Annotated in this window: 24 protein-coding genes and 3 tRNA genes; 20 read left to right on the top strand and 7 right to left on the bottom strand. The window is 42.9% G+C overall.

The features are described from left to right. Nucleotides 1–409: 409 nt before the first annotated feature. The gene (locus BLQ87_RS32800) at nt 410–2,872 is read left to right on the top strand and encodes a DUF5686 and carboxypeptidase regulatory-like domain-containing protein (protein WP_074613121.1); all 2,463 of its coding nucleotides are present in this window, start codon (nt 410–412) and stop codon (nt 2,870–2,872) included. A 77-nt stretch (nt 2,873–2,949) separates the two neighbouring features. Here the strand turns inward: BLQ87_RS32800 and BLQ87_RS32795 are convergent, their stop codons facing one another. Beyond that, nucleotides 2,950–4,185 carry an isocitrate dehydrogenase (NADP(+)) gene (locus tag BLQ87_RS32795; RefSeq protein ID WP_074613120.1) on the bottom strand — a complete coding sequence of 412 codons (1,236 nt, stop codon included), beginning with the start codon at nt 4,183–4,185 and terminating at the stop codon, nt 2,950–2,952. A gap of 128 nt (nt 4,186–4,313) precedes the next feature. On the opposite strand from BLQ87_RS32795, the gene BLQ87_RS32790 reads away from it, so the two are divergent. After that, entirely contained in the window at nt 4,314–4,718 is a 405-nt protein-coding gene (locus BLQ87_RS32790) for a hypothetical protein (RefSeq protein WP_074613119.1), read from the top strand. On the opposite strand, the gene BLQ87_RS32785 is transcribed toward BLQ87_RS32790, so the two are convergent. Further along, a complete protein-coding gene (locus BLQ87_RS32785) occupies nt 4,715–6,535 on the bottom strand; it encodes a DNA polymerase III subunit gamma/tau (RefSeq protein ID WP_074613118.1) in 1,821 nt (606 codons plus the stop codon). The two genes, BLQ87_RS32790 and BLQ87_RS32785, sit on opposite strands and share 4 nt — an antisense overlap. Before the next feature lie 142 nt (nt 6,536–6,677). On the opposite strand from BLQ87_RS32785, the gene BLQ87_RS32780 reads away from it, so the two are divergent. From BLQ87_RS32780 to BLQ87_RS32730, 11 genes are all read left to right on the top strand, one after another. Beyond that, nucleotides 6,678–7,925 carry a hypothetical protein gene (locus tag BLQ87_RS32780; RefSeq protein WP_074613117.1) on the top strand — a complete coding sequence of 416 codons (1,248 nt, stop codon included), beginning with the start codon at nt 6,678–6,680 and terminating at the stop codon, nt 7,923–7,925. Nucleotides 7,926–8,006: 81 nt separating this feature from the next. Beyond that, a complete protein-coding gene (rpsF, locus tag BLQ87_RS32775; RefSeq protein WP_062550348.1) occupies nt 8,007–8,369 on the top strand; it encodes a 30S ribosomal protein S6 in 363 nt (120 codons plus the stop codon). Next, on the top strand, nt 8,369–8,632 hold the full coding sequence (rpsR, locus tag BLQ87_RS32770; RefSeq protein WP_008244392.1) for a 30S ribosomal protein S18: 264 nt from the start codon (nt 8,369–8,371) through the stop codon (nt 8,630–8,632). The genes rpsF and rpsR overlap by 1 nt, the downstream gene beginning before the upstream one ends. A 10-nt stretch (nt 8,633–8,642) precedes the next feature. Continuing rightward, entirely contained in the window at nt 8,643–9,086 is a 444-nt protein-coding gene (gene rplI / locus BLQ87_RS32765) for a 50S ribosomal protein L9 (protein WP_062550347.1), read from the top strand. 110 nt (nt 9,087–9,196) lie between these two features. Then, entirely contained in the window at nt 9,197–9,919 is a 723-nt protein-coding gene (mtgA, locus tag BLQ87_RS32760; RefSeq protein WP_074613116.1) for a monofunctional biosynthetic peptidoglycan transglycosylase, read from the top strand. A 39-nt stretch (nt 9,920–9,958) separates the two neighbouring features. Next, nucleotides 9,959–10,510 carry an RNA polymerase sigma factor gene (locus tag BLQ87_RS32755; RefSeq protein WP_074613115.1) on the top strand — a complete coding sequence of 184 codons (552 nt, stop codon included), beginning with the start codon at nt 9,959–9,961 and terminating at the stop codon, nt 10,508–10,510. A 75-nt stretch (nt 10,511–10,585) separates the two neighbouring features. Then, on the top strand, nt 10,586–11,722 hold the full coding sequence (locus BLQ87_RS32750) for a FecR family protein (protein WP_083362183.1): 1,137 nt from the start codon (nt 10,586–10,588) through the stop codon (nt 11,720–11,722). 48 nt (nt 11,723–11,770) lie between these two features. Next, nucleotides 11,771–15,079, top strand: a complete 3,309-nt coding sequence (locus BLQ87_RS32745; protein ID WP_245723976.1) for a SusC/RagA family TonB-linked outer membrane protein — start codon at nt 11,771–11,773, stop codon at nt 15,077–15,079. A 10-nt stretch (nt 15,080–15,089) separates the two neighbouring features. Then, the gene (locus BLQ87_RS32740; RefSeq protein WP_083362184.1) at nt 15,090–16,493 is read left to right on the top strand and encodes a RagB/SusD family nutrient uptake outer membrane protein; all 1,404 of its coding nucleotides are present in this window, start codon (nt 15,090–15,092) and stop codon (nt 16,491–16,493) included. Between the two features lie 20 nt (nt 16,494–16,513). Beyond that, nucleotides 16,514–17,539 carry an isoaspartyl peptidase/L-asparaginase family protein gene (locus tag BLQ87_RS32735; RefSeq protein ID WP_083362182.1) on the top strand — a complete coding sequence of 342 codons (1,026 nt, stop codon included), beginning with the start codon at nt 16,514–16,516 and terminating at the stop codon, nt 17,537–17,539. A gap of 10 nt (nt 17,540–17,549) precedes the next feature. Beyond that, a complete protein-coding gene (locus BLQ87_RS32730) occupies nt 17,550–18,407 on the top strand; it encodes a cyanophycinase (protein WP_074613111.1) in 858 nt (285 codons plus the stop codon). Nucleotides 18,408–18,425: 18 nt separating this feature from the next. Here BLQ87_RS32730 and BLQ87_RS32725 read toward each other — a convergent pair whose 3' ends face one another. After that, entirely contained in the window at nt 18,426–18,905 is a 480-nt protein-coding gene (locus BLQ87_RS32725; protein WP_074613110.1) for an ABC transporter ATPase, read from the bottom strand. Between the two features lie 51 nt (nt 18,906–18,956). Here BLQ87_RS32725 and BLQ87_RS32720 point away from each other — a divergent pair, with 51 nt between their 5' ends. Further along, on the top strand, nt 18,957–19,448 hold the full coding sequence (locus BLQ87_RS32720; RefSeq protein ID WP_074613109.1) for a hypothetical protein: 492 nt from the start codon (nt 18,957–18,959) through the stop codon (nt 19,446–19,448). On the opposite strand, the gene BLQ87_RS32715 is transcribed toward BLQ87_RS32720, so the two are convergent. From BLQ87_RS32715 to BLQ87_RS32705, 3 genes are read right to left on the bottom strand one after another with little or no spacing between them, the layout of a single operon-like run. Continuing rightward, a complete protein-coding gene (locus tag BLQ87_RS32715) occupies nt 19,414–20,211 on the bottom strand; it encodes an MBL fold metallo-hydrolase (RefSeq protein WP_074613108.1) in 798 nt (265 codons plus the stop codon). The two genes, BLQ87_RS32720 and BLQ87_RS32715, sit on opposite strands and share 35 nt — an antisense overlap. After that, on the bottom strand, nt 20,201–21,001 hold the full coding sequence (locus BLQ87_RS32710) for a (Fe-S)-binding protein (protein ID WP_074613107.1): 801 nt from the start codon (nt 20,999–21,001) through the stop codon (nt 20,201–20,203). The genes BLQ87_RS32715 and BLQ87_RS32710 overlap by 11 nt, the downstream gene beginning before the upstream one ends. A gap of 31 nt (nt 21,002–21,032) precedes the next feature. Next, nucleotides 21,033–22,328 carry a 4Fe-4S dicluster domain-containing protein gene (locus BLQ87_RS32705; RefSeq protein ID WP_074613106.1) on the bottom strand — a complete coding sequence of 432 codons (1,296 nt, stop codon included), beginning with the start codon at nt 22,326–22,328 and terminating at the stop codon, nt 21,033–21,035. A 174-nt stretch (nt 22,329–22,502) separates the two neighbouring features. On the opposite strand from BLQ87_RS32705, the gene BLQ87_RS32700 reads away from it, so the two are divergent. From BLQ87_RS32700 to BLQ87_RS32675, 6 genes are all read left to right on the top strand, one after another. Further along, nucleotides 22,503–22,575 (top strand) — tRNA-Phe (locus BLQ87_RS32700). Nucleotides 22,576–22,630: 55 nt separating this feature from the next. After that, nucleotides 22,631–22,716 (top strand) — tRNA-Tyr (locus tag BLQ87_RS32695). A gap of 120 nt (nt 22,717–22,836) precedes the next feature. Continuing rightward, nucleotides 22,837–24,375 carry a sulfatase gene (locus tag BLQ87_RS32690; protein ID WP_074613105.1) on the top strand — a complete coding sequence of 513 codons (1,539 nt, stop codon included), beginning with the start codon at nt 22,837–22,839 and terminating at the stop codon, nt 24,373–24,375. Between the two features lie 44 nt (nt 24,376–24,419). Beyond that, a complete protein-coding gene (locus tag BLQ87_RS32685; protein ID WP_074613104.1) occupies nt 24,420–24,983 on the top strand; it encodes a Crp/Fnr family transcriptional regulator in 564 nt (187 codons plus the stop codon). A gap of 155 nt (nt 24,984–25,138) precedes the next feature. Further along, nucleotides 25,139–25,534 (top strand): YybH family protein, encoded by a 396-nt coding sequence (locus BLQ87_RS32680; RefSeq protein WP_143010618.1) that lies wholly within the window; start codon nt 25,139–25,141, stop codon nt 25,532–25,534. A 103-nt stretch (nt 25,535–25,637) separates the two neighbouring features. Further along, nucleotides 25,638–25,710: transfer RNA gene (locus tag BLQ87_RS32675), tRNA-Phe, on the top strand. Nucleotides 25,711–25,721: 11 nt separating this feature from the next. On the opposite strand, the gene BLQ87_RS34005 is transcribed toward BLQ87_RS32675, so the two are convergent. After that, nucleotides 25,722–25,909 (bottom strand): hypothetical protein (locus tag BLQ87_RS34005; protein WP_218129470.1); only part of this gene is annotated, 188 nt, incomplete at its 5' end.

The following is a 25,909-nucleotide window of genomic DNA, read 5'->3' as shown; positions in this document are numbered from 1 at the left end:
CAAACTTGTATAACCCGATCAGGAATAACAAATTTGCATGTATAGTCAATTTAAAATTAATTCAATAACCTGTATAGCCATACACGGATAAGACATGGTTTAGCTATACAGGCTTTAACCACGCTCTATACTCGGTCTATACTCGGTGGACACCCGCTTGAAAGCGTGTTAAAGGCGGGTAAGCAACGCGTATAAATTGGGTTAAAAATGAGCATTTCTGCCGGCAGTCCCCTCCCTGAAAAAGAGCAGACCTGAGGGGCTTCAACTCATCGGAAAAATCCAGGGATAACCGGGGCTAAATCCTTGTTTCTTTGTTTAATATTTTATTAATCTTTTTAACTTTTTTTAACCTTTTGATACGTAATAGTGTTCGTAAATTATTTCAACTTTACTTCATAATGTAAAATGTATGAAGAAGCTCTTTTTCCTGTTGCTGTGCCTGTTATCCGTGGGTACTGCCTTTTCCCAGCAATTCACACTTAAAGGTGTTACTCACGACCATGAAAAAAATATACTTCCTTTTGCAAGTATTTATATTCAGGGGACAAGTAAAGGCACCTCAGCCAATACCAACGGAGAGTTTCAGTTCAGACTTGAAAAAGGAAAATACAGTTTGGTGTTCAGGGCAGTAGGGTATAAACAACTGATCAGGGAGGTAGACCTGAGCAAGGATACCGATTTGTCTGTAGCGTTGGAAGCAGAGGCCTATCAGCTAAAAGATGTCGTGATTAAGGCCAATGCCGAAGATCCGGCCTACGAAATCATCAGGAATGCGATCAAAAAACGTAAAGCGCACCTGACAGAGGTAAAAGCTTATTCCTGTGATACCTATATAAAAGGGGTCACTAAACTTAAAAATGCACCTAAGAAATTTCTGGGTAGAGAAGTTCAGGGGGAGTTGAAAGATATGGGACTGGACTCTGGTAAAAGAGGGATACTTTATCTGTCGGAATCTGTTTCTAAGTTTAACTTTCAGCAACCTAATAAAATTAATGAAGAAATGATTTCTTCAAAGGTGAGTGGGAACAGTAATGGCTTTAGCTTTAACCAGGCGACCGATTTTCTGATCAGCTTTTATAAAAACACGGTCGAGATCAGCGACCTGAGCCGTGTCGGTTTTGTATCTCCGATCGCCGACAATGCCATGTTGTTTTACCGTTATAAGTTCATTGGTACTTTTAGGGAAGGAAACGACTGGATCAATAAAATACAGGTGATCTCCAGACGGAAGTACGATCAGGTCTTTAATGGTTATATCTATATCATCGACGACAGCTGGAGAATCCATAGTACAGATCTTGAGATTACCAACAATTCTATGATCGAAGGAATTGATACACTCCGGATCAAACAACAGTTTATTCCTGTGAAAAATAACAAATGGATGCTGGCCAGTCAGCAGTATGATTACTCCGGCGGGATCTTCAGTTTCAAATTCCTGGGTAGTTATACCGGTGTGTTCAGCAATTACAATATAGAACCCAATTTTCCGCCAAAGTTCTTTACCAACCGGGTTTTGAAAGTGAATGCAGATGCGAACAAAAAAGATTCCACTTATTGGGCAGGGATACGTCCGATGGTGTTAACCCCGGAAGAGCGCAGGGATTACATAAAAAAGGACAGCATCAAATTGTGGAGGAGTTCTGATAAATACCGCGATTCCATGGATAGAAAAGCGAATAAATTTAAGTTGTTGAAAGTGTTGACGCTGGGTTATGCACATCAGAATACGAAGGAAAAGGAATCCTGGAGAATAAGCGGGCCACTATTGAGTATCAACTACAATACGGTAGAGGGCTGGGTGTATAGCCCCGGACTGACTTATAGAAAGACGTTGAAAGATAGTACGGTACTTATCGCAAAGGTCAATGGACGTTATGGTTTTGGAAATGAGAAGCTCAGCGGCAATGGAAGTCTGGGTTACGTCTATGACCCTAAACACAACGGTTATGTAGGAATCAGCGGAGGGACGAGTTATGCTGACTTTAATAGCAATTACTCGGCAATTCCCCCACTTTTTAATACGATAAGTACCTTGTTCTCGAAAGAGAATATTCTAAAACTGTATAAAAAAGATTTTGTAAATGTCTTTTCCGGAAGGGAGTTGAGTAACGGATTATACCTTTCCGGTAATCTGGAATATGCCAACAGGACCCCTTTGATCAATACTTCGTTCAGAACAGCGGGTAGCTTCCCGAATAAGGAGTTTACGGCGAATAATCCCTATCCTTCATCTGGTAATGACTATGCTTTTACTGCACATAAGGCGCTTACCATTGGGGTATCTTTAAATATTGCTTTTGCACAGACCTATATTGAACGTCCTGATTTCAATATCAGACAAGGTTCTGTGTATCCTAAACTGCAGTTGGATTACCGCAAAGGGATAAAAGGTGTTCTCAATTCAGCTGTAGATTTTGATTATGTTGGGGCCCGTATTTTTGACTCTAACAAAAAACTGGGAATCCTGGGTGCTTTCAGGTACAGCATCGCTGCGGGTAAGTTCCTCAACAGGAACAAAATGTATTATATGGACTTCAAACATTTTGCAGGTAGTGATATCTTTGTCTATACCCAGTTTATTGACGGCTTTATGATGCTTAGTCCTTATGAATTCAGTACAGGAAAGCAATTCCTGGAAGCGCATTTTGAACATAATTTCGGAGGCTTGTTTTTAAGCAAGATCCCTTTGTTTAAACAATTGAAACTGGAAGAGGTCGTTGGTGTGAATTACCTGCGCTCTGATGTGATTAAGAACTATACGGAAGCCTATGTAGGTGTGCAACGATTTGGCCTGAGGTTAAATTTTGTGAAAAACTTTAATTATAACAATCGTAGCAGCACGGGGTTCAGGATCTCAGCAGCCTTTTAATAAAAACCCCTGTTGGCTTTTGCTAACAGGGGTTTTTCTAAGATTAGAAGGTTTTTGTTTAACCTAAGAAAAAAAGATTAAGCTAATTTTGCTTGCAGGTTCTCATCAATTGCAGCTAAGAACTCTTCAGTATATAGGTAATGTTTGCCATGCTCAACTTTGTTACCATGGATACAAACGGCTAAATCTTTAGTCATTTTTCCACTTTCTACAGTTTCGATACAAACCTGCTCTAAAGCCTGACAGAATTTAATCAATTCCTGGTTGTTGTCTAAAATACCACGGAACTCTAAACCTCTTGTCCATGCGAAGATCGAAGCAATCGGGTTAGTCGAAGTCGGTTTTCCAGCCTGGTGGTCACGGTAGTGACGGGTAACGGTACCATGTGCTGCTTCCGCTTCCATTGTTTTTCCATCTGGTGTGATCAATACAGAAGTCATTAGTCCTAATGAACCAAATCCCTGAGCTACAGTATCAGACTGAACATCTCCGTCGTAGTTTTTACAAGCCCAAACGAAGTTACCATTCCATTTTAATGCAGAAGCAACCATGTCATCGATCAAACGGTGCTCATAAGTAATTCCTGCTGCATCAAATCTTTCTTTGAAGTCGTTCTCGAAGATCTCCTGGAAGATGTCTTTGAAACGTCCATCGTATTTTTTAAGAATGGTATTTTTTGTAGATAGGTATAAAGGCCATTTTTTGCTCAATGCCTGGTTAAAACATGCATTGGCGAAACCACGGATACTTTCGTCAGTATTGTACATTGCTAAGGCAACACCATCACCTTTGAAGTTATACACGTCAAATGATTGAACCTCGCTGCCATCTTCAGGAGTGAAGGTTAAGGTTAACTTACCTTTTCCTTTAGTCACTAAATCCGTAGCACGGTATTGATCACCAAAAGCATGACGGCCGATACAGATCGGGGCAGTCCAGTTTGGTACTAAACGGGGAACATTGCTCATCACAATCGGCTCACGGAAAACAGTTCCATCTAAAATGTTACGGATGGTTCCGTTTGGTGATTTCCACATTTGTTTCAAATTAAATTCCTTCACACGGTCTTCATCAGGAGTGATGGTTGCGCATTTGATACCTACACCATATTTCTTGATCGCCTCAGCAGCATCAATGGTTACCTGGTCATTGGTTTCATCACGATACTCTACACCTAAATCGTAATATTTGATGTCAAGCTCCAGATAAGGAAGAATTAGTTTATCTTTAATGAATTTCCAAATGATGCGGGTCATTTCATCACCATCTAACTCTACAACGGGTTGGGTTACTTTAATTTTTTGTACAGACATATTAGTGGATATAATTTTAATTGTTGAAAAAACAAAGATATAAATTTTGAGTTTATAGCCTCATTTTCTGACAATATCCAAAAACAATTAAAGATTTTATAACGTTATGATGATATAAACTTACCATTATGAGTAACGAAAAAAAAGATAAGCTTCATCCTACCGATCTGGGCGAAACCAAAGATTTTGACAATCTGTCTTACGATAAGGATAAAAATAGTTTTGTGTTTGATGTAAAAGGCACAGAAAAAGAATACGACCACCCTTTACCTTATGATACTTCCGCTCCCAATGGAGAGGACAGCATCTCTACTTATGATGAAGCCAACCCTTATAATGGAAGTGAATACAATGACGTGGAGCAAATCGGAGAAAATCTGGAAGAAGCGGGGATGCACATCGATAACGGGCAAAGTGTAGAGCTGAACCCTGAAGATGAATTGCTGGGAAGAACTGCAGAAGATGACCGTGAGGACCTGGATGAAGAGGGCTATCCGGTTAATGATTCCCCGGCCATCAGAAGGAAATTTTAAGGGTTTACGTCCAGATTGAACTTGCGGCGGAACTCGTCGAGCTTAGGGTTTTTTTCCACAAGGTACTGGTACTTCTCTGTACTGGTGTATAGCCTGTTGACCACCTCTCTGGCCATTTGTATGGTCCTGATCGAAACGTTGAAGTTTTTTAGTCTTGGCCTTAAGAAATTCATCAGGTCTACCATTTCTTCCTGTAACAAACTTTCCTGAAGTTTATGTTCCACTTTTACGATGATGGTTTCCGTGTCCTCAATCTGTGGATCAGCGCCCGACATCAGCGTATAGATATTGATCTTCCCGGAAGCCTTTGCACTTTCCGAGTATTCGTTCCAGTACACCAAAAGCTGAGGCAATGTAAATTCTTCCCGGTCATCACCACTGATGTATTTAGGCTCATCATTGTCTTCTCCCGCGGAGCTTCTGTTCAGATCTGTTAAAGAAGGAATAAAGGTTCCGGTATTGCTGCCACTAAGGTTGATCTTTTGATTTAAGGCAATCTTTGCAGTAGGAGCAGGACCTGCTGATTTCACAGGAGCAGTTACTGTAGCTGCAGGAATGGGTTTTGGAGCAGGTTCCGGAGCGGCAGGAGCCTTTTCGGCTGATTTATAGGCAGTAGCAACCGCAGCCGTATTTTGAGCTGGCGCCGGACTTACATTAGTTTTTTTTTTAATCTGATCTTGGTCAGTTGCGGAGGTGTGGTTAGGCTGCTGGGCGAGTTGTAGTACCGAAGGGATGTGGCACATCTTGATCAGGGCCAGCTCCACCTGGAGCCGCTGGTTCTTGCTGTTCTTATAAATCAGATCACACTGATTGGCAAGGTTTAACGCAGTGAGTACAAAAGAAACCGCTGTCTGCTGACTTTGGCTGATGTATTTTTGTTTGATGTTTTCACTCACCTCCAATAACTTCGTCGTCTGTGGATCTTTGGCCACGAGCAGATTTCTCAGGTGACTTGCCAGTCCGTTGATAAAGTTGTTCCCGTCAAAGCCATTGTTCAGCACCTCATCAAACAAAATCAAGGCATTGCTGACATCAGCAGTGGTCAGGTATTGGGTTAGCCTGAAATAGTAATCATAATCCAGAATGTTCAGGTTATCGATTACTGATTTATAGGTTAAGTTTTTATTGGTATAACTGACAATCTGGTCAAACATGGAAAGGGCATCTCTCAATCCACCATCTGCCTTTTGGGCAATGATGTGTAATCCGTCTGCCTCTACATTGATGTTCTCCCGTATCGCAATCTTGTTCAGGTGACTGGAAATGTCGTCTACCTGAATCCGGTTAAAGTCAAAAATCTGACAACGGGATAGGATCGTTGGCAGGATTTTATGTTTTTCTGTTGTCGCTAATATAAATATCGCATAAGAAGGTGGTTCTTCCAGTGTTTTCAGAAAAGCATTAAATGCGTTTGCCGAAAGCATGTGTACCTCATCAATGATATAGATCTTATATTTTCCTGCCTGTGGCGGGATACGAACCTGCTCAATCAAACTACGGATGTCGTCAACAGAGTTGTTCGATGCCGCATCTAGTTCATGAAAATTGAAAGAATGGCCGGTTTGAAAAGAAATACAGGAGTCGCAGGTTCCGCAAGCTTCCTGTACTGCGGTTAAACTGGTACAGTTGATCGTCTTTGCGAGAATCCTTGCACAGGTAGTTTTACCGACACCCCTTGGTCCACAGAATAAAAAAGCCTGGGCCAGTTGGTTATTTTTAATGGCGTTTTTTAATGTACCCGTGATGTGGTGTTGACCAACAACGGTTTCAAACGTTGCCGGACGGTACTTACGGGCTGATACTATAAAATTCTCCATTCGGCAACGAAATTATAAATTTTTTATGGAGCAGAAGGGATTTGTTGGAAAATAAAATGAAGCGGCCGGAAAATGAGGTTTTTGTACTTTTTCTATAACTGATAATTTAGTTTAGATTTGCGCATAAATATAAACTAAATTTATGAAGCGCTTTCTAGCTGGTCTGCTTTTGACCTTGCCGATGTTCGGTTTTGCCCAATCCAATTTCCATAAAGGATATGTGCTGACTAATTCAAAAGATACCTTAAAAGGATATCTTGATTATAGAGAAAGTAAGAATAATCCTGTTGCTATTACTTTTAAACAAGAGCTGAATGCCAGTCCGAAAACATATACCCTTAAAGACTGTGCAGGTTTTGGGATCAATGATATCGTGAGCTATCAGCGACATCTGGTAGACATTAGCCTGGGTACGGATGAAATGACAAAGGTTACGGGAGTTGCAGACTCGAGCTTCAAAAAAGAAGAAGTGTTTCTTCAGGTGATTCAGGCAGGTCAGCGTGTGAGCTTCTTTTCTTATGAAGATGATGTTAAAAGAAGATATTATATCCTGGATAACGGAGATCAGGAACCTCAGGAGTTAAGCAGACGGCTTTACATCAAAGACAATAATCCGGGAATAGTGCTTACAGATCTTAAATATGCCCGTCAACTAATGTTGCTGCTAAGAAAGTACGGCAAATATACAGAACGCCTGGAAAACCGCTTAGGACAGTTGGGTTTTACGGAAACGGAACTCCTGAAAATTGTAGTGCTGATTAACGGTCAGCAGGTAGAGAAATCTAAATTTCCAAAATCAAGGTTTTTTGCCGGAGCAGGAATCAATGCAGGTATTTTAGGTTTCAAGGGCCAGCATGTTCTGGCAGGAGCGGATGCGAGTTCAAAACTGTCTTTCGGACCAACAGTTACAGGGGGGATAGACGTCTTTGCTAATCCTGCCATCCGCCGGATGCTATTCCGGTTGGAAATGTCCTTAATGATGGGAAAGAACAAAGTTTCCAGTCCTTCGGCTGCACAGTCGTTTGACCAGGTGGGGGTGGCGCTTAGCCCACACGTGATTTATAATTTCTATAACGCTCCCGATTTTAGGGTGTTTTTTGGCGGGGGAATTGCTTTCAATTTGTCGCATTACAGCAATCAGAAATCCTACCGTTATTCCAGGAATTCCTATACAGAAACAGAGCATATTAGAACCAACGAGGCGGGGGACCTGCTGAAAATGGAGTCTTTTTATGCTAGTTTTCCGATCACTACCGGAGTGGTATTGAATAAAAAGATGGAACTTTCTCTTAATTACAGCATGCCCGTAGCCATGACCAACTATGTATTCTTCAACGCAAAAAGGCAACAATTCAGATTGGGGGTTAACTATCTGTTTGGTAAACACTAAATCATTTGATTTTTAATATTTTATTGCTACATTTGCAGCCCCGCATTTTGTGCGGTAAATAAACATAAATTAATCATAACAATGAATCAGTACGAAACTGTTATCGTTCTAACCCCGTTGTTATCAGAAGAGGTTGCGAAAGAGGCATTAGCCAAATTCAGCAAAATCATCACTGATAGCGGAGCCGAAATTGTTCAAGAGGACAATTGGGGTTTGAGAAAATTAGCGTATCCGATTGAGAAAAAAGCAAGCGGATTCTTCCACCTTACAGAGTATAAATCTTCAGGTGAATTAGTAAGTAAATTGGAATTAGAACTAAAACGTGATGAGCGTGTTCTACGTTTCCTTACCATTAGATTAGATCGTCATGCGGTTGCGTATAATGAGAAGAAACGCAGTGGTGCTTTTAACAAAAAACCTAAGAAAGAGGAGGTTGCAGGATAATGGCTAAAGATCAAATACAATATGTTACCGCTCCAAAAGTGGACGATAACAGAAAAAAATATTGCCGTTTCAAAAAGAATGGTATTAAATATATTGATTACAAAGACGCAAACTTTTTGTTAAAGTTCATCAATGATCAAGGTAAAATTTTACCTCGCCGTCTAACCGGTACTTCATTGAAATTCCAACGCAAAGTGGCTCAGGCGGTAAAACGTTCACGTCACATTGGTTTGTTACCTTTCGTTGCTGACCAATTAAAATAGGAGCTGAAAAATGGAAATTATTTTAAAACAAGATATCAAATCCCTAGGGGAAAAAGATGATATCGTTAATGTAAAGCCAGGATACGGTCGTAACTACTTAATCCCACAAGGATTTGGTCAGTTGGCTACTCCTTCAGCGAAGAAAGTTTTAGCAGAAAACTTGAAACAAGCTGCTTTCAAACAAGATAAAATTAAGAAAGATGCTGATGGTATCGCTGCACGTTTAGTAGATGTGAAGTTAACTATCGGTGCTAAAGCTGGTGAGACAGGAAAGATTTTTGGTGCTGTAAATACCATTATGATCTCTGACGCATTGAAACAACAAGGTTTTGATGTTGACCGTCGCCGTATCACTTTCGAAACTGAACCTAAATTTGTTGGTGAATACGTAGCCAACTTAAACTTACACAAAGAAGTGAAAGTTAAAGTTCCTTTCGAAGTTGTAGCTGAGTAATCTTTTCTACACGACATAAAAAAGGGTTCTGATTCATCAGAGCCCTTTTTTATTGCTTTTTTTGCCAGCCAGACAATCGGGTATTCCTCAATCTTCTTACCTTTGGGGCAATGGCAACAAAACGACGCACATCCGCTAAAGCAAAATCTCCTTTACTTAAAAAAATCACCGGCATCCTGACCAAAGTCTTTCTTTGGTTTTTGATGGTCACTGTGCTTTGGGTTTTGTTTTACCGTTTTGTAAATCCACCAATTACCCTGTTGATGATCCAAAGGAATATCGAACGAAGTTCAGAAGATAAGCCCTCGAAGATGGAAAAGAAATGGGTGGACTTTGACGATATGTCCGATAATATGAAAAGAGCTGCAGTATCTGCCGAAGATCAGCTCTTCTTAAAACATATAGGTTTTGATGTGAAAGCCATAGAAAAGGCTTTCGAGACCAACAAAAAAGGCAAAAAGATAAAAGGAGGAAGTACCATCTCCCAGCAAACGGCTAAAAACGTATTTCTATGGCCGGGACGTTCCTGGATCCGCAAAGGTTTTGAAGCCTATTTCACGCTGTTGATCGAGATCTTCTGGAGTAAGGAACGGATTCTGGAGGTTTACCTCAATGTAATTGAGATGGGCGACGGGATTTATGGTGCAGAAGCGGCTTCACAGGCCTATTATGGCAAATCCTGTACGAAGTTAAGCCGGGCACAGGCGGCCTTGATCGCCTCCTGCTTTCCTAACCCAAGACGATGGTCGCCAAAGAATGCAACACCTTACATCCGTCACCGCCAATACCTGATCATGAAGAACATGAGACGTCTGGGGCCTTTGGATTTTTAATCCCTTTTTCTCCGGAAATTCCTATATTCATCCCTGAATATGGGCTTAGGCGAAGATGATCACAATTATTGGGAACAAATGCGCCTCGGGGATAAACAGGCCCTGTTTGAGCTGTATAACCGTCAGTATTTCCAGCTCATCCGTTCGGGCTTAAAGATCAATGCCGATGATGAACTCGTTAAAGATTGTGTCAACCAGATTTTCTTAAATATCTGGGATAAGCGGGAACGCCTTCATCCGGTTGAAAACGTCAGGGCCTATCTGATGGCTTCCCTTCGTCATTGTATGCTGGATCAACTGTCCTACCTCAATAAAACCAATGCTGCGCTGAGCAAAATGCTCGCCGAAGAAGAATGGAATGAGCTTTCCTATGAACAGGTGCTGATTAATATTCAACAGGATGACGATCTGAAGGAAAAACTTAAAATTGCCATCCGCCAGCTAACTCCCCGGCAAATGGAACTGATTCAGCTTAAATTTTTTGAAGGGTTGAGCTATGAACAAATCTCAGAAAGAACCGCACAGACCGTAAAAACAGCATATAATACGATTTACGATGCGATCAGGATCCTCCGGAAGTTGCTGAAATAGCCCCCGCTGGAAATAAATTTTAAATTTTCTTAGGAAAAGGAAGCCATTTCTCCGTCTGTATATTAAAACCTCCTTATGATACAGATGCCTGGTAATGACTTTGATGTGGAAGAATTGATTTGTAATGAATCATTTCAGGAATATTGTTTGGGCGCCAGTCTGGAACATCAAATCCTTTGGAAGGAATGGATGGCAAAATATCCGGACAGAAAAGAATATATCGCAGAGGCGGAGAGAATAGTGTCTATTCTGAATGTGAAACAAGGCAGCAGAATAGAACAATTGAAGGCCTTAAGGTCTGGTTTAACGCAGCAAGAGGCTTTTCGGTCGGCCATCTCTTTAAAATCGGATATTTCCTTCAAATCGGAGATCTCCTCCAAAGAAGAAGCCCTGGAACGGAGTCTTAAAGTGGTCAGACCGCGCTGGTATTTTTACCTCGGCAGCAGCGCTGCTGCCATTCTGATCGCGATGACCTTTTTATACTTTTACAAACCCGCTTTTTTTGAGGTTAAAAAAGAGCAGGCACTGGTCCGTTTCTCCTCTGGTAAGGCCCTTCGTAAAACGATCATTCTGAAAGACGGTTCTGTGGTTACTTTGGCAAAAGAGAGCTCGATTCGCTTGGGGGAAGGTTTTAATTCCTCAAATAGAGAAATCTGGCTGAGCGGAGCGGCTTTCTTTGATGTTAAACATGATGCCACGCATCCTTTTGTGGTACATACCACTTTTAATGATATTAAAGTTTTGGGAACGACCTTCAATGTGAAAGCCTATGCGGATTCCGCCCTGATGGAAACTGCCCTTATTCAGGGGAGGGTCCAGGTGGCTTCCAAAAAGTATCCGGGCTATTTTGTAGTGCTGAAACCCAATCAGAAGTTGTCGATGCTCAACTCCCCGGCTAAAACGGCCATTTCAAAGCCCGATGCTGAATATCGGATCTCTGAATTAAAGCAGAACCCGGCTGCTCCCGTACCTGAAGAGATTGCCTGGGTACGGAAACGCCTGGACATCGATAACCTGCCGCTTTCTGTAATTGCCCAACGGCTTCAGGAATGGTATGGCATTACCATCACCATCAGCGGAGAAGAAGTTAAAAATTACCGGTATTCGGGAGTGTTTGAAAATGAAACCATTTTGAAAACACTGGAGGCTTTACAGCTATCGTATCCTTTTCATTTTGAAGTCGAAGGAGATCGGATTTATATAAAGAAATAGCCTTGAACCGGGGCTAAACAGATGAACTAAACCACCAAACAAACAGATATGAGAAGAATATTACTAAGTATGAAAATTACAGGTTTTGTGCTGCTGCTCTTGTGTATGCAGGTTTCTGCTGCAGGTTTTGCGCAGCAAAGAATCACCATTAAGATCAAAGAAAGCAATATTAAAGAGCTGTTGAAGGCGGTGGAACGACAAACAGATTACCGCTTTGTATATAGCAATACCGCAATATCGGGTCAACGGAATGCAATGGACATCAGGGAGGCTTCCTTGGAGGAGGCGATGCGCCTGATTCTGAAAGATAGCCGGCTGACTTATGCTTTAAAAGAGAATAACCTGGTCGTGGTCTATCCTGCTGCTGTTACAACAGACAAGAAAGATGTGGTCGTTACCGGAAAGGTGCTCGATGATGCAGGGCTGCCTTTGCCGGGTGTCTCGGTAAAGGTCACAGGCCTGGCAATCGCAACGATTACCGATGCGAATGGTGCTTATTCCATCAGGGTACCGGACGGGAATGCCAGTCTGGAGTTTTCATTTATCGGTTATGCCAGACAGGTGGTTAATGTCGCTGGCAGAACCTTACTCAATATCGAACTGAAATCTGATAGTCAGAATTTGCAGGAAGTGACGGTAACAGGGTATACCAGTTACAACAGGCAGCAGTCGGCGAGTTCTTCTGCAGTAGTGAGTGGAAAAGATATGGCGCAAACTTCGCTGTCTACTTTCGACCAGGTTTTGCAGGGCCGGGTTTCCGGTTTACAGGTTTCGTCCGGTTCAGGGCAGCCTGGCGCAAGTTCAAGGGTGATCCTGAGGGGAATTGGAACGATCAGCGGGAATACGGCACCTTTATATGTATTGGACGGGATTCCTGTAGAAGATGCCTATTTTCAAACGCTCAATCCCTCGGATTTTGAAAGTGTAACCGTATTAAAAGATGCCACCTCAAAGGCACAGTATGGTTCTAAGGGGGCAAATGGGGTGATTGTCATCACGACAAAAAAAGGAAAATCAGGAAAGGTGCAGTTCAATTATAAATCGCAGTATGGACTGTCGAAGCTGACTTCCCCGAAGTTTAATATGATGAATACGACTCAGCGTTTGCAGTTTGAAGAAGAGATCGGTCTTGAAACAGGTTCAGAGATTGGTCCGGGTTGGGAGTTTTCTAAAAAGAACCCGGATTATGCCAGCAAAACACCGCAGGAACAGCGCAGAGCCGATGCCATCCTGGACAGTATCGGAAAGATCAATGCGAATTGGAAAGACATTTTTTTCAGAACAGGAAAGTTTACCGAACAACAGGTCGATGCAAGTGGTGGAAATGACAATGTTCGTTTTTATAGTTCTTTAAACTACTATAAACAGGATGGGATTGCCAAACGTTCCGGTTTAGAGCGTTATTCATTGCGGAATAACGTAGATTTTAATGCCGGGAAACTTTCAGGAAGTATCAGTACCAGTCTCGGATATTCGGAATCGAGCATGATTGAAAATGAAGGCCAGTCGAGCGGTAAAAACCCTTTGTCGGCTGTATATTACGCTTTGCCTTATGAGTATCCTTATGCCCCTGATGGGACATTGATCCATAACGGCAATTCGGATGAATATGAAATCTATGATCAGCGTGAAGGAAGTAAAGCACTGGAGCGGTTGTTAAATACAACCAATAAAAACAACCAGTATAAAACGATCCTGAGCGGTGCTTTGAATTATAAAATTACAGCCGATCTGACGGCAAAGACCAGGTTTGGAATTGATTTCAGAGAAACAACCTCAGAAAATTTTGTGCGCCCTGATTCTTATTCAGGAGCCCAGGAGAACGGGGAAAAAGGAAGCTTCGGGGAAAACCTGCAAAGAAACTTCTCCATGATCTCTACCTCGGGATTAACTTACTTGAAGGTGGTAGATAAACACAGCTTTGAATTAACGGGACTCCATGAGATCACCAAACAACACCGCAGAGGTTTTGGGTATAAAGCCTTTGGCATCGACCCCCGGTTACCGGAAACACCGGCAGGAGGAACGCCGGGATCTGCAGAAAATTCTTTTATTCCGGAATTTAGCGGAGGAAGAACAAAAAATGCTTTGATCTCTTATATCGCATTGGGGCGTTATACCTTTAATGATCGTTATACCTTAAACGCCAGTTATCGCTATGATGGTTCTTCTACTTTACCAAAGAAAAACAGATGGCATGGGTTTTATTCCGTAGGTGCAGCCTGGAATGTGAAAAAGGAAAATTTCCTTTCGGGTTCAGAACTGATCAACGACCTGAAACTTCGGGTCAGCTATGGCACAACGGCGAGCCCTTTTCCTGGTAATTTCACCTACCTTTCGGCCTATTCGACCACTTCTTATGGCGGACAGGGCGGAATCTATCCGACTGCTTATGGAAGTGTGAATTATGACTGGGAGTATGCTAAAGATTTAAACATCGGTTTTGACCTGGACTTTTTAGACAATAGAATACACCTGGTAACGGATGTATATTATAAAAAAACGGAAAATCTGTTCCTTGACCTTCCGGTCTCCCTGACCGCAGGCGTACCAGTGCTGCCTTTAAATGCGGGTTCGATGAGAAACCGAGGGGTTGAGGTTGCCCTGGGTGTAGATGTGATCAGAACTGAGGACCTGAAATGGAATGTAGGTTTAAATTTCGCCTATAACCAAAATAAAGTCCTTTCACTGGCCGGATCTGAAGGTTTTGAGCAGGGAGACTCTGAAATTGTGAGAGAGGGTTTGCCTTATGGTTCCCATTATGCACCTAAATGGGCAGGGGTGGACCCAAAAAATGGAGACCCATTGTACTATGACCAAAATGGAAATATAAGTACGAATTACAATGCAGCCACGATGAGTGTCGCTGAATTTGGAAGCCTCTATCCGCCATTTACCGGTGGATTCAATACCTCGCTGAACTATAAAGGATTCAATTTATCGGCATTATTTAGTTTTGCCAATAATGTATTCAGGTATAATAATGAAGATTATTACAACGAGAACCCTGATTTCGGTACCAGCGGTCAATCGGTCAGGATGTTGAATAACCGCTGGAAAAAGGAAGGCGACAATGCCATCCTGCCAAGGTATAACGCCGCAAGAAGCTTCTCTTCCAAAGACATCCAGAATGCGTCTTACCTCCGACTGAGGAATGTAAACCTGAGTTATGCCCTTCCTAAGTCCTTGCTTGCCGGTACTAAATTTATCAGCGGGGTAAATGTATTTGTGCAGGGAAGTAATCTGCTGACCTGGACCAAATGGAAAGGTTTTGATCCGGAAGACAGCGATGGGGAGGCTAAGTTTGACTACCCAAGCTCCAGGACTTACACTTTTGGTTTAAATGTTAATTTCTAATCGTATGATCATGTTAAAATATTATAGCAACAGAATTTTCTTTTATACATTATGCTGCAGCATAATGCTCCTGAACTCCTGCAGTAAAGAACTGGACCTGGTTCCTTCAGATAGTTTTGATGACAGCAGGGCTTTCAATACGGTTGACGACTTAAATGGCGGACTAATCGGTGCTTATGCTTCCTTAGGGGCGGATGTGATCACGAATACTTCCCTTACTTCCGACGAATGCAACCTGCCGAAGGAAAACTCAACAGGACGTGGGATCGGGACCTACAGATGGCAATACGATGGCTCAGGTGGTACGATTACCGCTGGCTGGGCAAGTAATTATAAAAGCATTGATATGCTGAACAGGGCCTTGAATTATGTAGATAAAGTGAAAACCAAACCTGCGGAAGAAACACTTAAAAAACAATATAAGGGAGAAATGCTGGCCATGAGGGCTTACTGCCATTTTGAGCTGCTCAGAAATTTTGCTTCCAGTTATGAAAGCAATGGAATGGGGGTTCCTTATATGGAAGTATCGGCGGTATCCTTCCCTTCAAGGTTAAGTTTCGGGGCGACCATCCAAAAGATAAAAACAGATTTGCTGGCTGCCAAAGCATTAATCCCTGCTTCATTTGTAAACCGGACGAGAATTACCCTGATCGCTGTTTCTGCGATGCAGGCAAGGGTAGCTTTGTATGAGAAGAATTGGGATGATGCCTTGAAATATAGTACGGAAGTGATCGATGCTACGCCTTTGGCTAACCGGGATCAATTCCCTTTGATCTGGAAAGATAAGGCAGAAGATGAAGTGGTCTGGAAATTGAAAAGAGTGAGCGGAGATAGTCGTATAGGCGATTTCTATTATGATACAGATGATATCGTGTTGTATGCTCCGGCATTTGAACTGATCAATTCTTTTGATACCGGTAATGATGTGAGGTATGGTGCTTATATTAAATTTGACGATAGCAGAGGGGTTGGTACTTCCAACTATAGTGTGAACAAATACCTCGAAGGAAATGCGGGCCGGACAAATCTTTGTGATGTTAAATTATACAGAACAGGAGAAATGTACCTGATCAGGGCTGAAGCCTATGCGAAGAAGCAAAACCTGCTTTTGGCAGGAGCAGATCTGAATGCACTTCGGGCTGCAAGAATTACCGGATATACGGATGTTATTTTTGCAGATCAGCCTGCATTGCTGAATGCTGTTGTTTTGGAAAGGTATAAAGAGCTGGCTTTTGAGGGTCACAGGTTCTTTGATCTGCGCAGAGATGGATTGCCGGTAACAAGAGAGCCTGCAGATGCAATAAATGCGTTAGGTTCTGTAACTTTAACTTCAGCAAACAAACAATATGCGTATCCTGTACCAAATGCAGAGATTCGTGCCAACTCAAACGTGAAGCAAAACCCATTGTATTAAACAACCAAAAAAACAACCACATGAAATTTAAATTGAACTATTCTCTGTTTTGCCTGATGATCTTTACCTGCATGGCAGTTTACGGGCAAAAGAAATATGTGATGGTCATCCATGGCGGTGCCGGGACCATTCTAAAGAAAAATATGACTCCGGAAAAGGAAGCCGCCTATATCGCCGATTTAACCAAAGCATTGCAGACAGGCTACGAGGCGATTAAGGCTGGCAAGACGAGCATGGATGCAGTGGAGGTGGCGATTCATGTGATGGAAGATTCTCCCTTATTCAACGCTGGCAAAGGCGCTGTTTTTACGCATGATGGAAAAAATGAGATGGATGCTGCGGTGATGGACGGCAAAACACTGTCCGCAGGATCTGTGGCTGGTGTAACGGTGATTCGTAATCCGATCAGTGCCGCAAGGGCAGTGATGGAAAAATCAGAACATGTAATGATGGTGGGCGCAGGCGCAGAGGCTTTTGCTAAACAGTCAAAACTGGAAATCGTGGATCCTTCGTATTTCCATACGAAGGAACGTTGGGATGGTTTGCAGAAAGCGATTAAGGAAGATTCTGTAAAAACAGTACTGGATCATGGGAGTAAAAAATCAATGAAGCTGGGCACGATTAACAAGGACTATAAATTTGGAACCGTAGGTGCGGTTGCATTGGATAAATTCGGCAATCTTGCCGCGGGAACTTCTACCGGAGGAATGACGAATAAAAGATATGGAAGAGTAGGGGATGCACCCATCATTGGTGCCGGAACGTATGCCAACAACGCGACTGCAGGGATTTCCTGTACCGGATGGGGCGAGTTTTATATCCGTAATGTAGTGGCCCACGACATTTCTGCGATGATGGAATATAAAAAGATGTCTGTGGCCGATGCTTCAAAAGCGGTATTGGACAAGGTTGGAAAAATGGGTGGCGATGGTGGTTTAATTGCCATGGACAAACAGGGACATGTAGCCATGCCTTTTAACACGGAAGGAATGTACAGAGGTACGGTAACGGCAGATGGAAAAATAGAAGTATTGATTTATAAATAAAGGCCTCCTCATGAAATATTTATTGATCAGACCTTTGCTGACTTACGCATTGGTACTAACCTCCTTGCTGGCTGTTGCCCAGCAAGGGGCTGCAGCGAAGGGCAGCCTGTTTATTATTGGTGGCGGGGATAAATCCCCTGAATTAATTCAGGAGCTCATTAAAACGGCTGATATGAGGTCAAAAGACTATGTCGTGGTCTTGCCCATGTCCAGTGGTTTTCCTGAACGTTCTTTTGAAGCAATTCAACAGGAATTGTCGGTAGCTACCCGCAATCACATTGCCTGTTTTAATTTTGATGCTTCAAAGGTAAACGACCGGAAATGGCTGGATTCGTTAACAGGAGCCCGTTTAATCTATATTACCGGAGGCGACCAGAACCGTTTTATGAAGGTAGTATTGAATACTCCGGTTTACAAAGCAATTCATCAGGCTTATCAGAATGGTGCAACGGTGGCTGGTACAAGTGCCGGAGCGGCGGTAATGAGTAAGTACATGATTACTGGTGATCAACTTCTTGGAGATACGGCTTATAAAGCCACATTTGATCAGCTGCGGTTTGGAAATGTGGAATTTCAGGAAGGTCTGGGCTTATTGGATTCCGTGATTATCGATCAGCATTTTGTAAGGCGGAGCCGGTACAACCGGTTGATCTCTGCCTTGGCTGCCCATCCCGGTTTCGATTGTATCGGGATTGATGAGGGCACTGCCATCATCGTGAAACAGAAAAAGATCAGGGTAGCGGGAGAAAGCCAGGTACTGAGAATCGCCAGTCCCCTGAAACTAAAAGTAACGAAGTCGAAACACCTGAAAATGGAAGGACTGCAGTTCAGCCTGTATACAGCAGGAGATACTTTTTATACGAAATAAAGAAAATACGAAGCCCGGTTACAGCAGGTGTGCAAATACTTTGCTGTGCCAGCTTTGTTCAAAAGGAACTTCCCATTTGTTCTGGAACTCATCCAATGTCTGAACGAGGTTGTTAAATACAACCGTCTCTGGGCCTACCTTTTTGATGCTCACCAGGGTTTCAAAATCTTCCTTATTGGTTACAATCACTTTACCATCTACCTTATAAGCCATATTGAACCTGTCGAAAAGGTCTACTTTATATTCCTGTTCTATTTCTTTTATGATTCTCACTGAAGAATCGATCGAACATCCGGTCACACCGGCACTGGCTTCGTCTACGGTAAATACAATGAAAAAATGATGCAATACTTCGGCTTTAGCATTTAGCTGATGGCCATGCGCTTTCCATTGCGCGGTAAAATCATTCAGCTTTTGCTGAATTGACGTTACTTCGTTGTCAGTAAACGGACGGTTGCTTTGGTATACCCAAACTTTTGATTGTGGAGAAAAACTCATACTTCAAATTTAGTAAAATATTTAAATTGATTTTTCTAAAATAGGAACGTGATGAAAAAGTTTACATTAAACTTAAGAATATGCCTTTGCGCATTGTCATGCGTTATATTTACGGCTTTTTCTGCCAAAGTGATCCTGGATGAGGAGATGGCGTACCTTCAAAAAATGCTGACTGAACATTACGACAGCAGCAGGGAGGAAAAGGAGATTAAACGTTACGAACTAAATGTTACCAACAGTGGTTTCTGCCGGTACAAGCGTTACTTCTCCAGCGGAAAGGTAGAGTATTTCTCTTTTAACCTCATTAAATTCAAAGGATTGGACTATCAGGGAATCAGCGACAGCACGGAAACCGGTAATCTTTTTCTGCGTACAAGAGGAGAAGATGTGATTGTTCAAACCTATAACGATAAGATAGGTGGGGACGTAGACAGCATGGCTTGCTTTATGACCATCCCGGTGAAAAACATGAAAGCCCGGGATTTGTCTGATCTTTCAGAACGGCTGGTTAAAATGAATGCACTGCTACCGGTTCAGAAATAGCATAAACAGCCGTTTCCTCATATCTGGAAGCCACAACGATCTCCGTTCCATTGGCATGTTCCCGGAATAAGTTCCTTGCCAGCTCCGGACAGTTGTTGTCTTTGGAAAGATGCGATAGGAGCAGGTAGCTCATAAAAGCAGGTTTGTGTGCAATAAAAAGATCCAGCGCCTGTTTATTGGACAAGTGACCCATTCCTCCGCTGATGCGTTTCTTCAGGAAATAAGGATAAGCACTTTTACTTAAAAGGTCATCATCATAATTGGTCTCCAGAAATGCAGCATGGCACTGTTGGAAATGGCTGGTCAGCTCCTCACATACTGCCCCAAGATCTGTGAATACCCCTACTTTAGTAGCTCCACAGGAAACCAGGAAACTATGAGGTTCAGCAGCATCATGTAACTTCAGGAAGCTGCTGATGTGCAGGTCTCCTACCTGTACGCTTTGATGGCTTAAAAGTGTCCGGACTAAATCCGCTCTCAGGTTAAACCTGCAGCCGCGCAAAGTACCGGGAGTGATGTAAACCGGTAAATTAAATTTAGCAGACAATACGGCAAGCCCCTTAATATGGTCCGTATGTTCGTGGGAGATAAAGATGGCCTTCACCTTATCCATGCTCAGGCCCAGTCTTAACATTCTCTTTTCTGTTTCCCTGCAGGAGATTCCAGCATCGATCAGTACGGCTTCTGTCTCGTTTCCGACATAGTAGCAATTGCCGTTGCTGCCCGAGTTCAGGGAAGCGATGAAGAGGGTATTACAAGCCATTTGCTCTGGCTGTAATTTCCGCAATATCCAATACCTGAACGTTCTGGTCCTGATCTTTCAGTTTCACACCATCCCGAAGCATGGTCATACAGAAAGGGCAGGAAGCCGCAATCACCTCTGGCTGAGTTTCCAAAGCTTCTTCGATTCTTTCAATATTGATGTCTTTATTCCCTTTTTCCGGTTCTTTAAACATCTGGGCACCACCGGCACCGCAGCACAATCCGTTGGATTTACAACGTTTCATCTCTACGAGCTGGGCATCCAGGACTTCAAGGGCTTTACGTGGGGCTTCATATACCCCGTTTCCGCGACCTAAATAGCATGGGTCATGGTATGTGATCTTTTTGCCTTTAAAACTCTCTCCGCCTTCTGCTTTTAGCTTGCCGTCGTTGATCAGGTCCTGAATCAGCTGGGTATGGTGAATGACTTCGTAGGTTCCGCCAAGCCCGGGATATTCATTTTTGATCGTATTGAAGCAATGCGGACATCCGGTCACGATCTTTTTGATGTTATAGGCGTTGAGCACTTCGATATTGGTCATGGCCTGCATCTGGAACAGGAATTCGTTTCCCGCCCGTTTTGCCGGGTCTCCGGTACAGCTTTCTTCCGTTCCCAGAACTGCATATTTCATGCCTACATGGTGTAGGATCTTACAGATATCACGAGTGGTTTTCTGCGCCCTTTCATCATAACTTCCGGCACAACCTACCCAAAAAAGGATTTCAGGTTCTTCGCCTTTGGCTAACAGTTCTGCCATTGTTGGCACTTCAAAATTTAGTTGCTCGCTCATCTTAGCTCTAATGTCAGATTTAATATTTTGATTAACTTTCTTTGGCCCAGTTCAACCGGTCTGCCGGAGAATATTTCCAGGGCGCGCCATTGTTTTCAATGTTACCCAACATGGTATTGATGCTGGCAGGTGCCTGTGATTCTTCCATTACCGCGTATCTTCTCAGCTCGGTAATAATGGCCAAAGGATCAATGTTGATCGGGCAGGCCTGTGTACAGGCATTGCAGCTGGTACATGCCCATATTTCTTCCCTGCTGATATAAGTGTCTATTAAAGACTTTCCATCATCAAAGCCGTTTCCGGTTTTATCAATATTTTTTCCAACTTCCTCCAGCCTGTCGCGGGTATCCATCATGATTTTACGTGGAGAAAGTAGTTTTCCGGTGATGTTTGCCGGACATACAGAGGTACATCTTCCGCACTCGGTGCAGGTATAGGCATTCATCAGGTTTACCCAGGTCAGGTCGTTCACATCTTTAGCCCCAAACTTGCTGCCATCAGGCTCAGGAGGGGTAAAAGAAGTATCTAACATGGCTTTCACTTCGTTCGTTACACTCTGCATATTGCTGAATTCCCCTTTAGGCTCCAGATTGGAGAAATAAGTATTGGGAAAGGCAAACATGATGTGGAAATGTTTGGAATACGGAAGGTAGTTTAAGAAACCAAATATCCCGATAATGTGGAACCACCAGCAGCCTCTTTCAATCGCAATTAAGGCGCCTTCAGTATTCGGTAACAGGTTCATCAGGAACTGGCTCACAGGGAAAGATCCCACTGCGGTATAATGTGCGGCACCCATGGCCTGTAATTTTGCGTCTGCAGCGTTCATCAATAAGAAGGCTGTCATCAGTAAGATCTCGGTAATCAGGATGTAGTTGGCATCAGATCTTGGCCAGCTGGTCATCTCTACGCCACTAAACCTTTTCAGTTTAATGATATTTCTTCTCACCAGGAAGATGGCACAGCCGAGCCATACGCCCAGGGCAAGGATTTCAAAAGAAGCAATGAGGAAATTATACAGGGCACCCAATCCACCAAAAACACGGTGAGTGCCGAAAATACCATCGATCATGATCTCCAGTACTTCAATATTGATGATGACAAAGCCGGCATAAACAATCAAATGCAGAAAGGCAGGAATGGGGCGAAAAAACATTTTCGTCTGTCCAAGCGCAACTTTGACCATGGTCATCATTCGTTTTTGCGGTTGATCGGTTCTGTTTGCCGCCTTTCCAATCCGAATGTTGCGGATCACTTTCTTTAAGTTATAACTGAACAAGGCGACCCCCGCCAGTGCAATTGCTATAAATAGGATTTGTAACACCATTTTTTTGAAGATCTGTTATAGTGTTGCTAAGTTAAAACAAATCCGCTAAAACAAATTACTATGCATGCATAAAATTTAAATTTAGACGGGTTTTAAATAAAATAATAAGAATTAATTTGTTTTTTGAAAAAAGACACTACATTTGCAATCCCAAACGAGGGGACAAGGTTAAATGGTGCGGTAGCTCAGTCGGTAGAGCAAAGGACTGAAAATCCTTGTGTCGCCGGTTCGATCCCGGCCCACACCACTTCAAAAAGCTTCAGCGCAATCTGAAGCTTTCTTGTTTTGAATTCATGGAAAATGGGGGGATACCAGAGTGGCCAAATGGGACAGACTGTAACTCTGTTGTCGCAAGACTTCGAAGGTTCGAATCCTTCTCCCCCCACCATTAATTTTCCCATAATCTTCCTTAATTTCTTCAATTGCCTTTTAAAAGCTTCCCTTTGTTCAGTAACGCTGAATTGAATTTTTCGTACCTTCCAATTTTAATTTTATCAGATCTCCGTTTATGAAGCAGCGCAGGAAGGAACTTGTTTTTATTTTATTGATCACTTTGCTTTTTAACATGCCCGGGTATGCACAGCAAAAGCCTAATGTGATTGTCTTTCTCGTGGATGATATGGGCTGGCAGGATACTTCCCTGCCTTTCTGGACGCAAACAACGCCTTTAAATAAGCGTTACCATACCCCAAATATGGAACGCCTGGCAAAAGAAGGGATGAAATTTACGAACGCCTATGCGACGCCTGTATGTACACCAACGAGGATCAGTCTGATTAGCGGCATGAACGCTGCGCACCACAAAGTGACCAACTGGACCTCCCCACAAAATAATGTTTCGTCAGATAACAACGATGAACAGTTCTCGCCGGCACCCTGGAATTATAGCGGCCTGAGTCCAAAAACCGGAATTCCCAATACGATTTATGCGACTCCTTATCCTCAACTCTTAAAAGAGGCAGGGTATTTTACCATACATGTAGGAAAAGCACATTGGGCATCTATCGGCAGTCCGGGTGCGAACCCTTATAACCTTGGCTTTATGGTAAATATCGGAGGCCATGCCGCCGGACATCCCCAAAGTTATTACGGACAGGATTTTTATGGCAATAAACCCGGTAAAAACACCCTGCAATCGGTGCCTGATCTGGAAGAGTATTATGGTACAGAGACCTTTTTAACCGAAGCCTTAACGCTTGAAGCGCTGAAAACACTGGAGGCCCCGATAAAGAACAAACAACCTTTCTATCTGAACATGGCACATTATGCCATTCATACACCGATTCAGGCGGATGAGCGTTTCTATCAAAAATATATAGCGGCAGGATTGGCTCCTGTAGAAGCAAAATATGCGTCTTTAATAGAGGGAATGGATAAAAGTCTGGGCGATATCATGGATTATCTGAAAGCCAAAAAAGCAGACCAGAATACGATCATTATCTTCATGAGCGACAATGGCGGGTTGAGTCTGGCGCCGCCAAGAGCCGGAACTGCACATACACAGAATCTGCCTTTAAAAGCGGGTAAAGGATCGGTGAATGAAGGCGGAATCCGCGAACCTATGATTGTGAAATGGCCAGGGGTTACCAAACCTGCTGCGGTGGCCAACCAATATGTCATAGTAGAAGATTTCTTTCCGACGATACTGGAAATGGCGGGCATCAAAAATTATAAAACCCATCAGAAGATTGATGGGAAGAGTTTCGTGCCGATCCTGAATAATGCGAATTATACGGACAATCAGCGTGCTTTATACTGGCATTTTCCAAACAAATGGATCCCGGAAGATGGGCCGGGAATCAATTATAAAAGTGCCGTCAGACAAGGTGACTGGAAGCTGATCTATAACATGCGGGATGGGAGTACGGAGCTTTACAACCTGAAAGAAGACATCGGCGAGCAGAAGAATGAAGCTGCCGCTTATCCTGAAAAAGCCAAAGCGCTGGCTGCAAAGCTGGGAACTCAGCTCAAAGAATGGGAAGCCCCGATGCCTGTCGTTAAGGCAACAGGGAAAGTGGTAGCCATGCCTGGCCTGACCGGAAACTAAAAAATGGAATTTTTGAAAAACCTGTCTTTGGGCAAAATAAAAGAATGACTGAGCGGCTCCTGAAATGTCTTAAGGATGATTTTGATTTCTCTTTGGAAGAGTTTTCGGAAATCAAAACACACTTTGTTTTCTCAAAAAAGAAGAAAAAGGACTTCCTGCTGAGGGAAGGGGAGTGGTCGGCCGACTATTTCCTGATCCTGGATGGCTATGTGCGCACATTTTACCTGTCGGAAAGCGGAACTGAGGTGACTATTGAGTTATTGGGGAAGGGCGAGTTTGCGGCATCGATGTACAGCATATTAAAGAGGACAGCTTCTTTTGAAAATATTCAATGTCTTACGGACTGCCTGGTGGTGAAGATTGCGGAATCTTCCTTTGAGGCCCTTTCCTTAAAAGATCCCAGATGGTTTCAGTTTGGAATGAAATGCCTGAAAACAGCCCTGCTGAAAAAGGAAGAGCGAATCATGACCTTCGGAAAACTAAAAGGTAAAGCACGTTATGCCAAACTACTCAATGAAAAGCCGGATTTTGTGCAGTGTATCCCTGTTCAATACCTCGCTTCTTACCTGGGAATGAAACCAGAATCTTTAAGCCGCATCAGAAGTTAAATTTTCCTAACAATTGTTATTTTTTATCTCCGGAGTTCTGCAGAGTTTTGTGGCCAGGTCATGGCTTGCCCAGTTCCGTTTAAGGTGATCTTTTTGTACTTAACTCCACTTTAGAAGCTGCCTGGTTTAGCCTCAGCATGACCTTTAAAAAAACAATGGAAGAATTTGACAGAAAAACACCGGCTGGTGCGGTAGGGTATTTTAGAAATTGCCTGAAAAATGGAAATGTGGAAGGCGCATTAAGTTGTTTCGATAGTCAGGGGGTGTATATAGACCGCAATGGCGAAGAAAAGAAGGGACTTGTAAAGATAGAGATGGCAATGAAAAGTTTGTGCATCCTGAAACCCTCAATCGTAGGAACTGCGGCGCATGTCACGCTTATTGATGACCTGGCAATGTGGCTGGACAAATGGACGATGACCGGGAAAACTCCGGATGGTCATTCCCTGGAGATGAAAGGACATACTTCCTGCATTTTAAAGAGAAATGAAGCCGGAATCTGGTTGTGGCTGGTAGACAACCCTTTCGGTGCAGCAATTCTCGAAGATTAGCGGAACAAAATCAGTATTTTAAATTATTTTCAAAAAAGATTTTGTTTTTAGAAAAAAGACCCTACATTTGCAATCCCAAACAACGGGACAAGAAATAAAAAACGGTGCGGTAGCTCAGTCGGTAGAGCAAAGGACTGAAAATCCTTGTGTCGCCGGTTCGATCCCGGCCCACACCACTTCAAAAGCTTCAGAGAAATCTGGAGCTTTCTTGTTTTACGGGGTTTCTATGATTTTGCCCTGTGTATTCTGGATGTAGGGTCCCTTTAACCCGGTCTTTCTTTGGATCAATGCCAAATGTTGTGGAGCAGTAATATGTTTTTCCGATTTTAAGCATATAGTTGAGTAAGTCTGAAAAGGAAGAATTCAATGTTTTTG

This window comes from Pedobacter steynii, from assembly GCF_900103665.1.
Classification (GTDB): Bacteria; Bacteroidota; Bacteroidia; order Sphingobacteriales; family Sphingobacteriaceae; genus Pedobacter; species Pedobacter steynii.
The sequence above is the reverse complement of the archived record's forward strand: the minus strand, read 5'-3'. Positions and strand labels throughout refer to the sequence as shown.

What these genes read in the sequence shown, in the direction of transcription:
- BLQ87_RS32800 (WP_074613121.1), top strand. Translation starts at nt 410, where the DNA reads ATGAAGAAGCTCTTTTTCCTGTTGCTGTGCCTGTTATCCGTGGGTACT.
- BLQ87_RS32795 (WP_074613120.1), bottom strand. Translation starts at nt 4,185, where the DNA reads ATGTCTGTACAAAAAATTAAAGTAACCCAACCCGTTGTAGAGTTAGAT.
- BLQ87_RS32790 (WP_074613119.1), top strand. Translation starts at nt 4,314, where the DNA reads ATGAGTAACGAAAAAAAAGATAAGCTTCATCCTACCGATCTGGGCGAA.
- BLQ87_RS32785 (WP_074613118.1), bottom strand. Translation starts at nt 6,535, where the DNA reads ATGGAGAATTTTATAGTATCAGCCCGTAAGTACCGTCCGGCAACGTTT.
- BLQ87_RS32780 (WP_074613117.1), top strand. Translation starts at nt 6,678, where the DNA reads ATGAAGCGCTTTCTAGCTGGTCTGCTTTTGACCTTGCCGATGTTCGGT.
- rpsF (WP_062550348.1), top strand. Translation starts at nt 8,007, where the DNA reads ATGAATCAGTACGAAACTGTTATCGTTCTAACCCCGTTGTTATCAGAA.
- rpsR (WP_008244392.1), top strand. Translation starts at nt 8,369, where the DNA reads ATGGCTAAAGATCAAATACAATATGTTACCGCTCCAAAAGTGGACGAT.
- rplI (WP_062550347.1), top strand. Translation starts at nt 8,643, where the DNA reads ATGGAAATTATTTTAAAACAAGATATCAAATCCCTAGGGGAAAAAGAT.
- mtgA (WP_074613116.1), top strand. Translation starts at nt 9,197, where the DNA reads ATGGCAACAAAACGACGCACATCCGCTAAAGCAAAATCTCCTTTACTT.
- BLQ87_RS32755 (WP_074613115.1), top strand. Translation starts at nt 9,959, where the DNA reads ATGGGCTTAGGCGAAGATGATCACAATTATTGGGAACAAATGCGCCTC.
- BLQ87_RS32750 (WP_083362183.1), top strand. Translation starts at nt 10,586, where the DNA reads ATGATACAGATGCCTGGTAATGACTTTGATGTGGAAGAATTGATTTGT.
- BLQ87_RS32745 (WP_245723976.1), top strand. Translation starts at nt 11,771, where the DNA reads ATGAGAAGAATATTACTAAGTATGAAAATTACAGGTTTTGTGCTGCTG.
- BLQ87_RS32740 (WP_083362184.1), top strand. Translation starts at nt 15,090, where the DNA reads ATGTTAAAATATTATAGCAACAGAATTTTCTTTTATACATTATGCTGC.
- BLQ87_RS32735 (WP_083362182.1), top strand. Translation starts at nt 16,514, where the DNA reads ATGAAATTTAAATTGAACTATTCTCTGTTTTGCCTGATGATCTTTACC.
- BLQ87_RS32730 (WP_074613111.1), top strand. Translation starts at nt 17,550, where the DNA reads ATGAAATATTTATTGATCAGACCTTTGCTGACTTACGCATTGGTACTA.
- BLQ87_RS32725 (WP_074613110.1), bottom strand. Translation starts at nt 18,905, where the DNA reads ATGAGTTTTTCTCCACAATCAAAAGTTTGGGTATACCAAAGCAACCGT.
- BLQ87_RS32720 (WP_074613109.1), top strand. Translation starts at nt 18,957, where the DNA reads ATGAAAAAGTTTACATTAAACTTAAGAATATGCCTTTGCGCATTGTCA.
- BLQ87_RS32715 (WP_074613108.1), bottom strand. Translation starts at nt 20,211, where the DNA reads ATGGCTTGTAATACCCTCTTCATCGCTTCCCTGAACTCGGGCAGCAAC.
- BLQ87_RS32710 (WP_074613107.1), bottom strand. Translation starts at nt 21,001, where the DNA reads ATGAGCGAGCAACTAAATTTTGAAGTGCCAACAATGGCAGAACTGTTA.
- BLQ87_RS32705 (WP_074613106.1), bottom strand. Translation starts at nt 22,328, where the DNA reads ATGGTGTTACAAATCCTATTTATAGCAATTGCACTGGCGGGGGTCGCC.
- BLQ87_RS32690 (WP_074613105.1), top strand. Translation starts at nt 22,837, where the DNA reads ATGAAGCAGCGCAGGAAGGAACTTGTTTTTATTTTATTGATCACTTTG.
- BLQ87_RS32685 (WP_074613104.1), top strand. Translation starts at nt 24,420, where the DNA reads ATGACTGAGCGGCTCCTGAAATGTCTTAAGGATGATTTTGATTTCTCT.
- BLQ87_RS32680 (WP_143010618.1), top strand. Translation starts at nt 25,139, where the DNA reads ATGGAAGAATTTGACAGAAAAACACCGGCTGGTGCGGTAGGGTATTTT.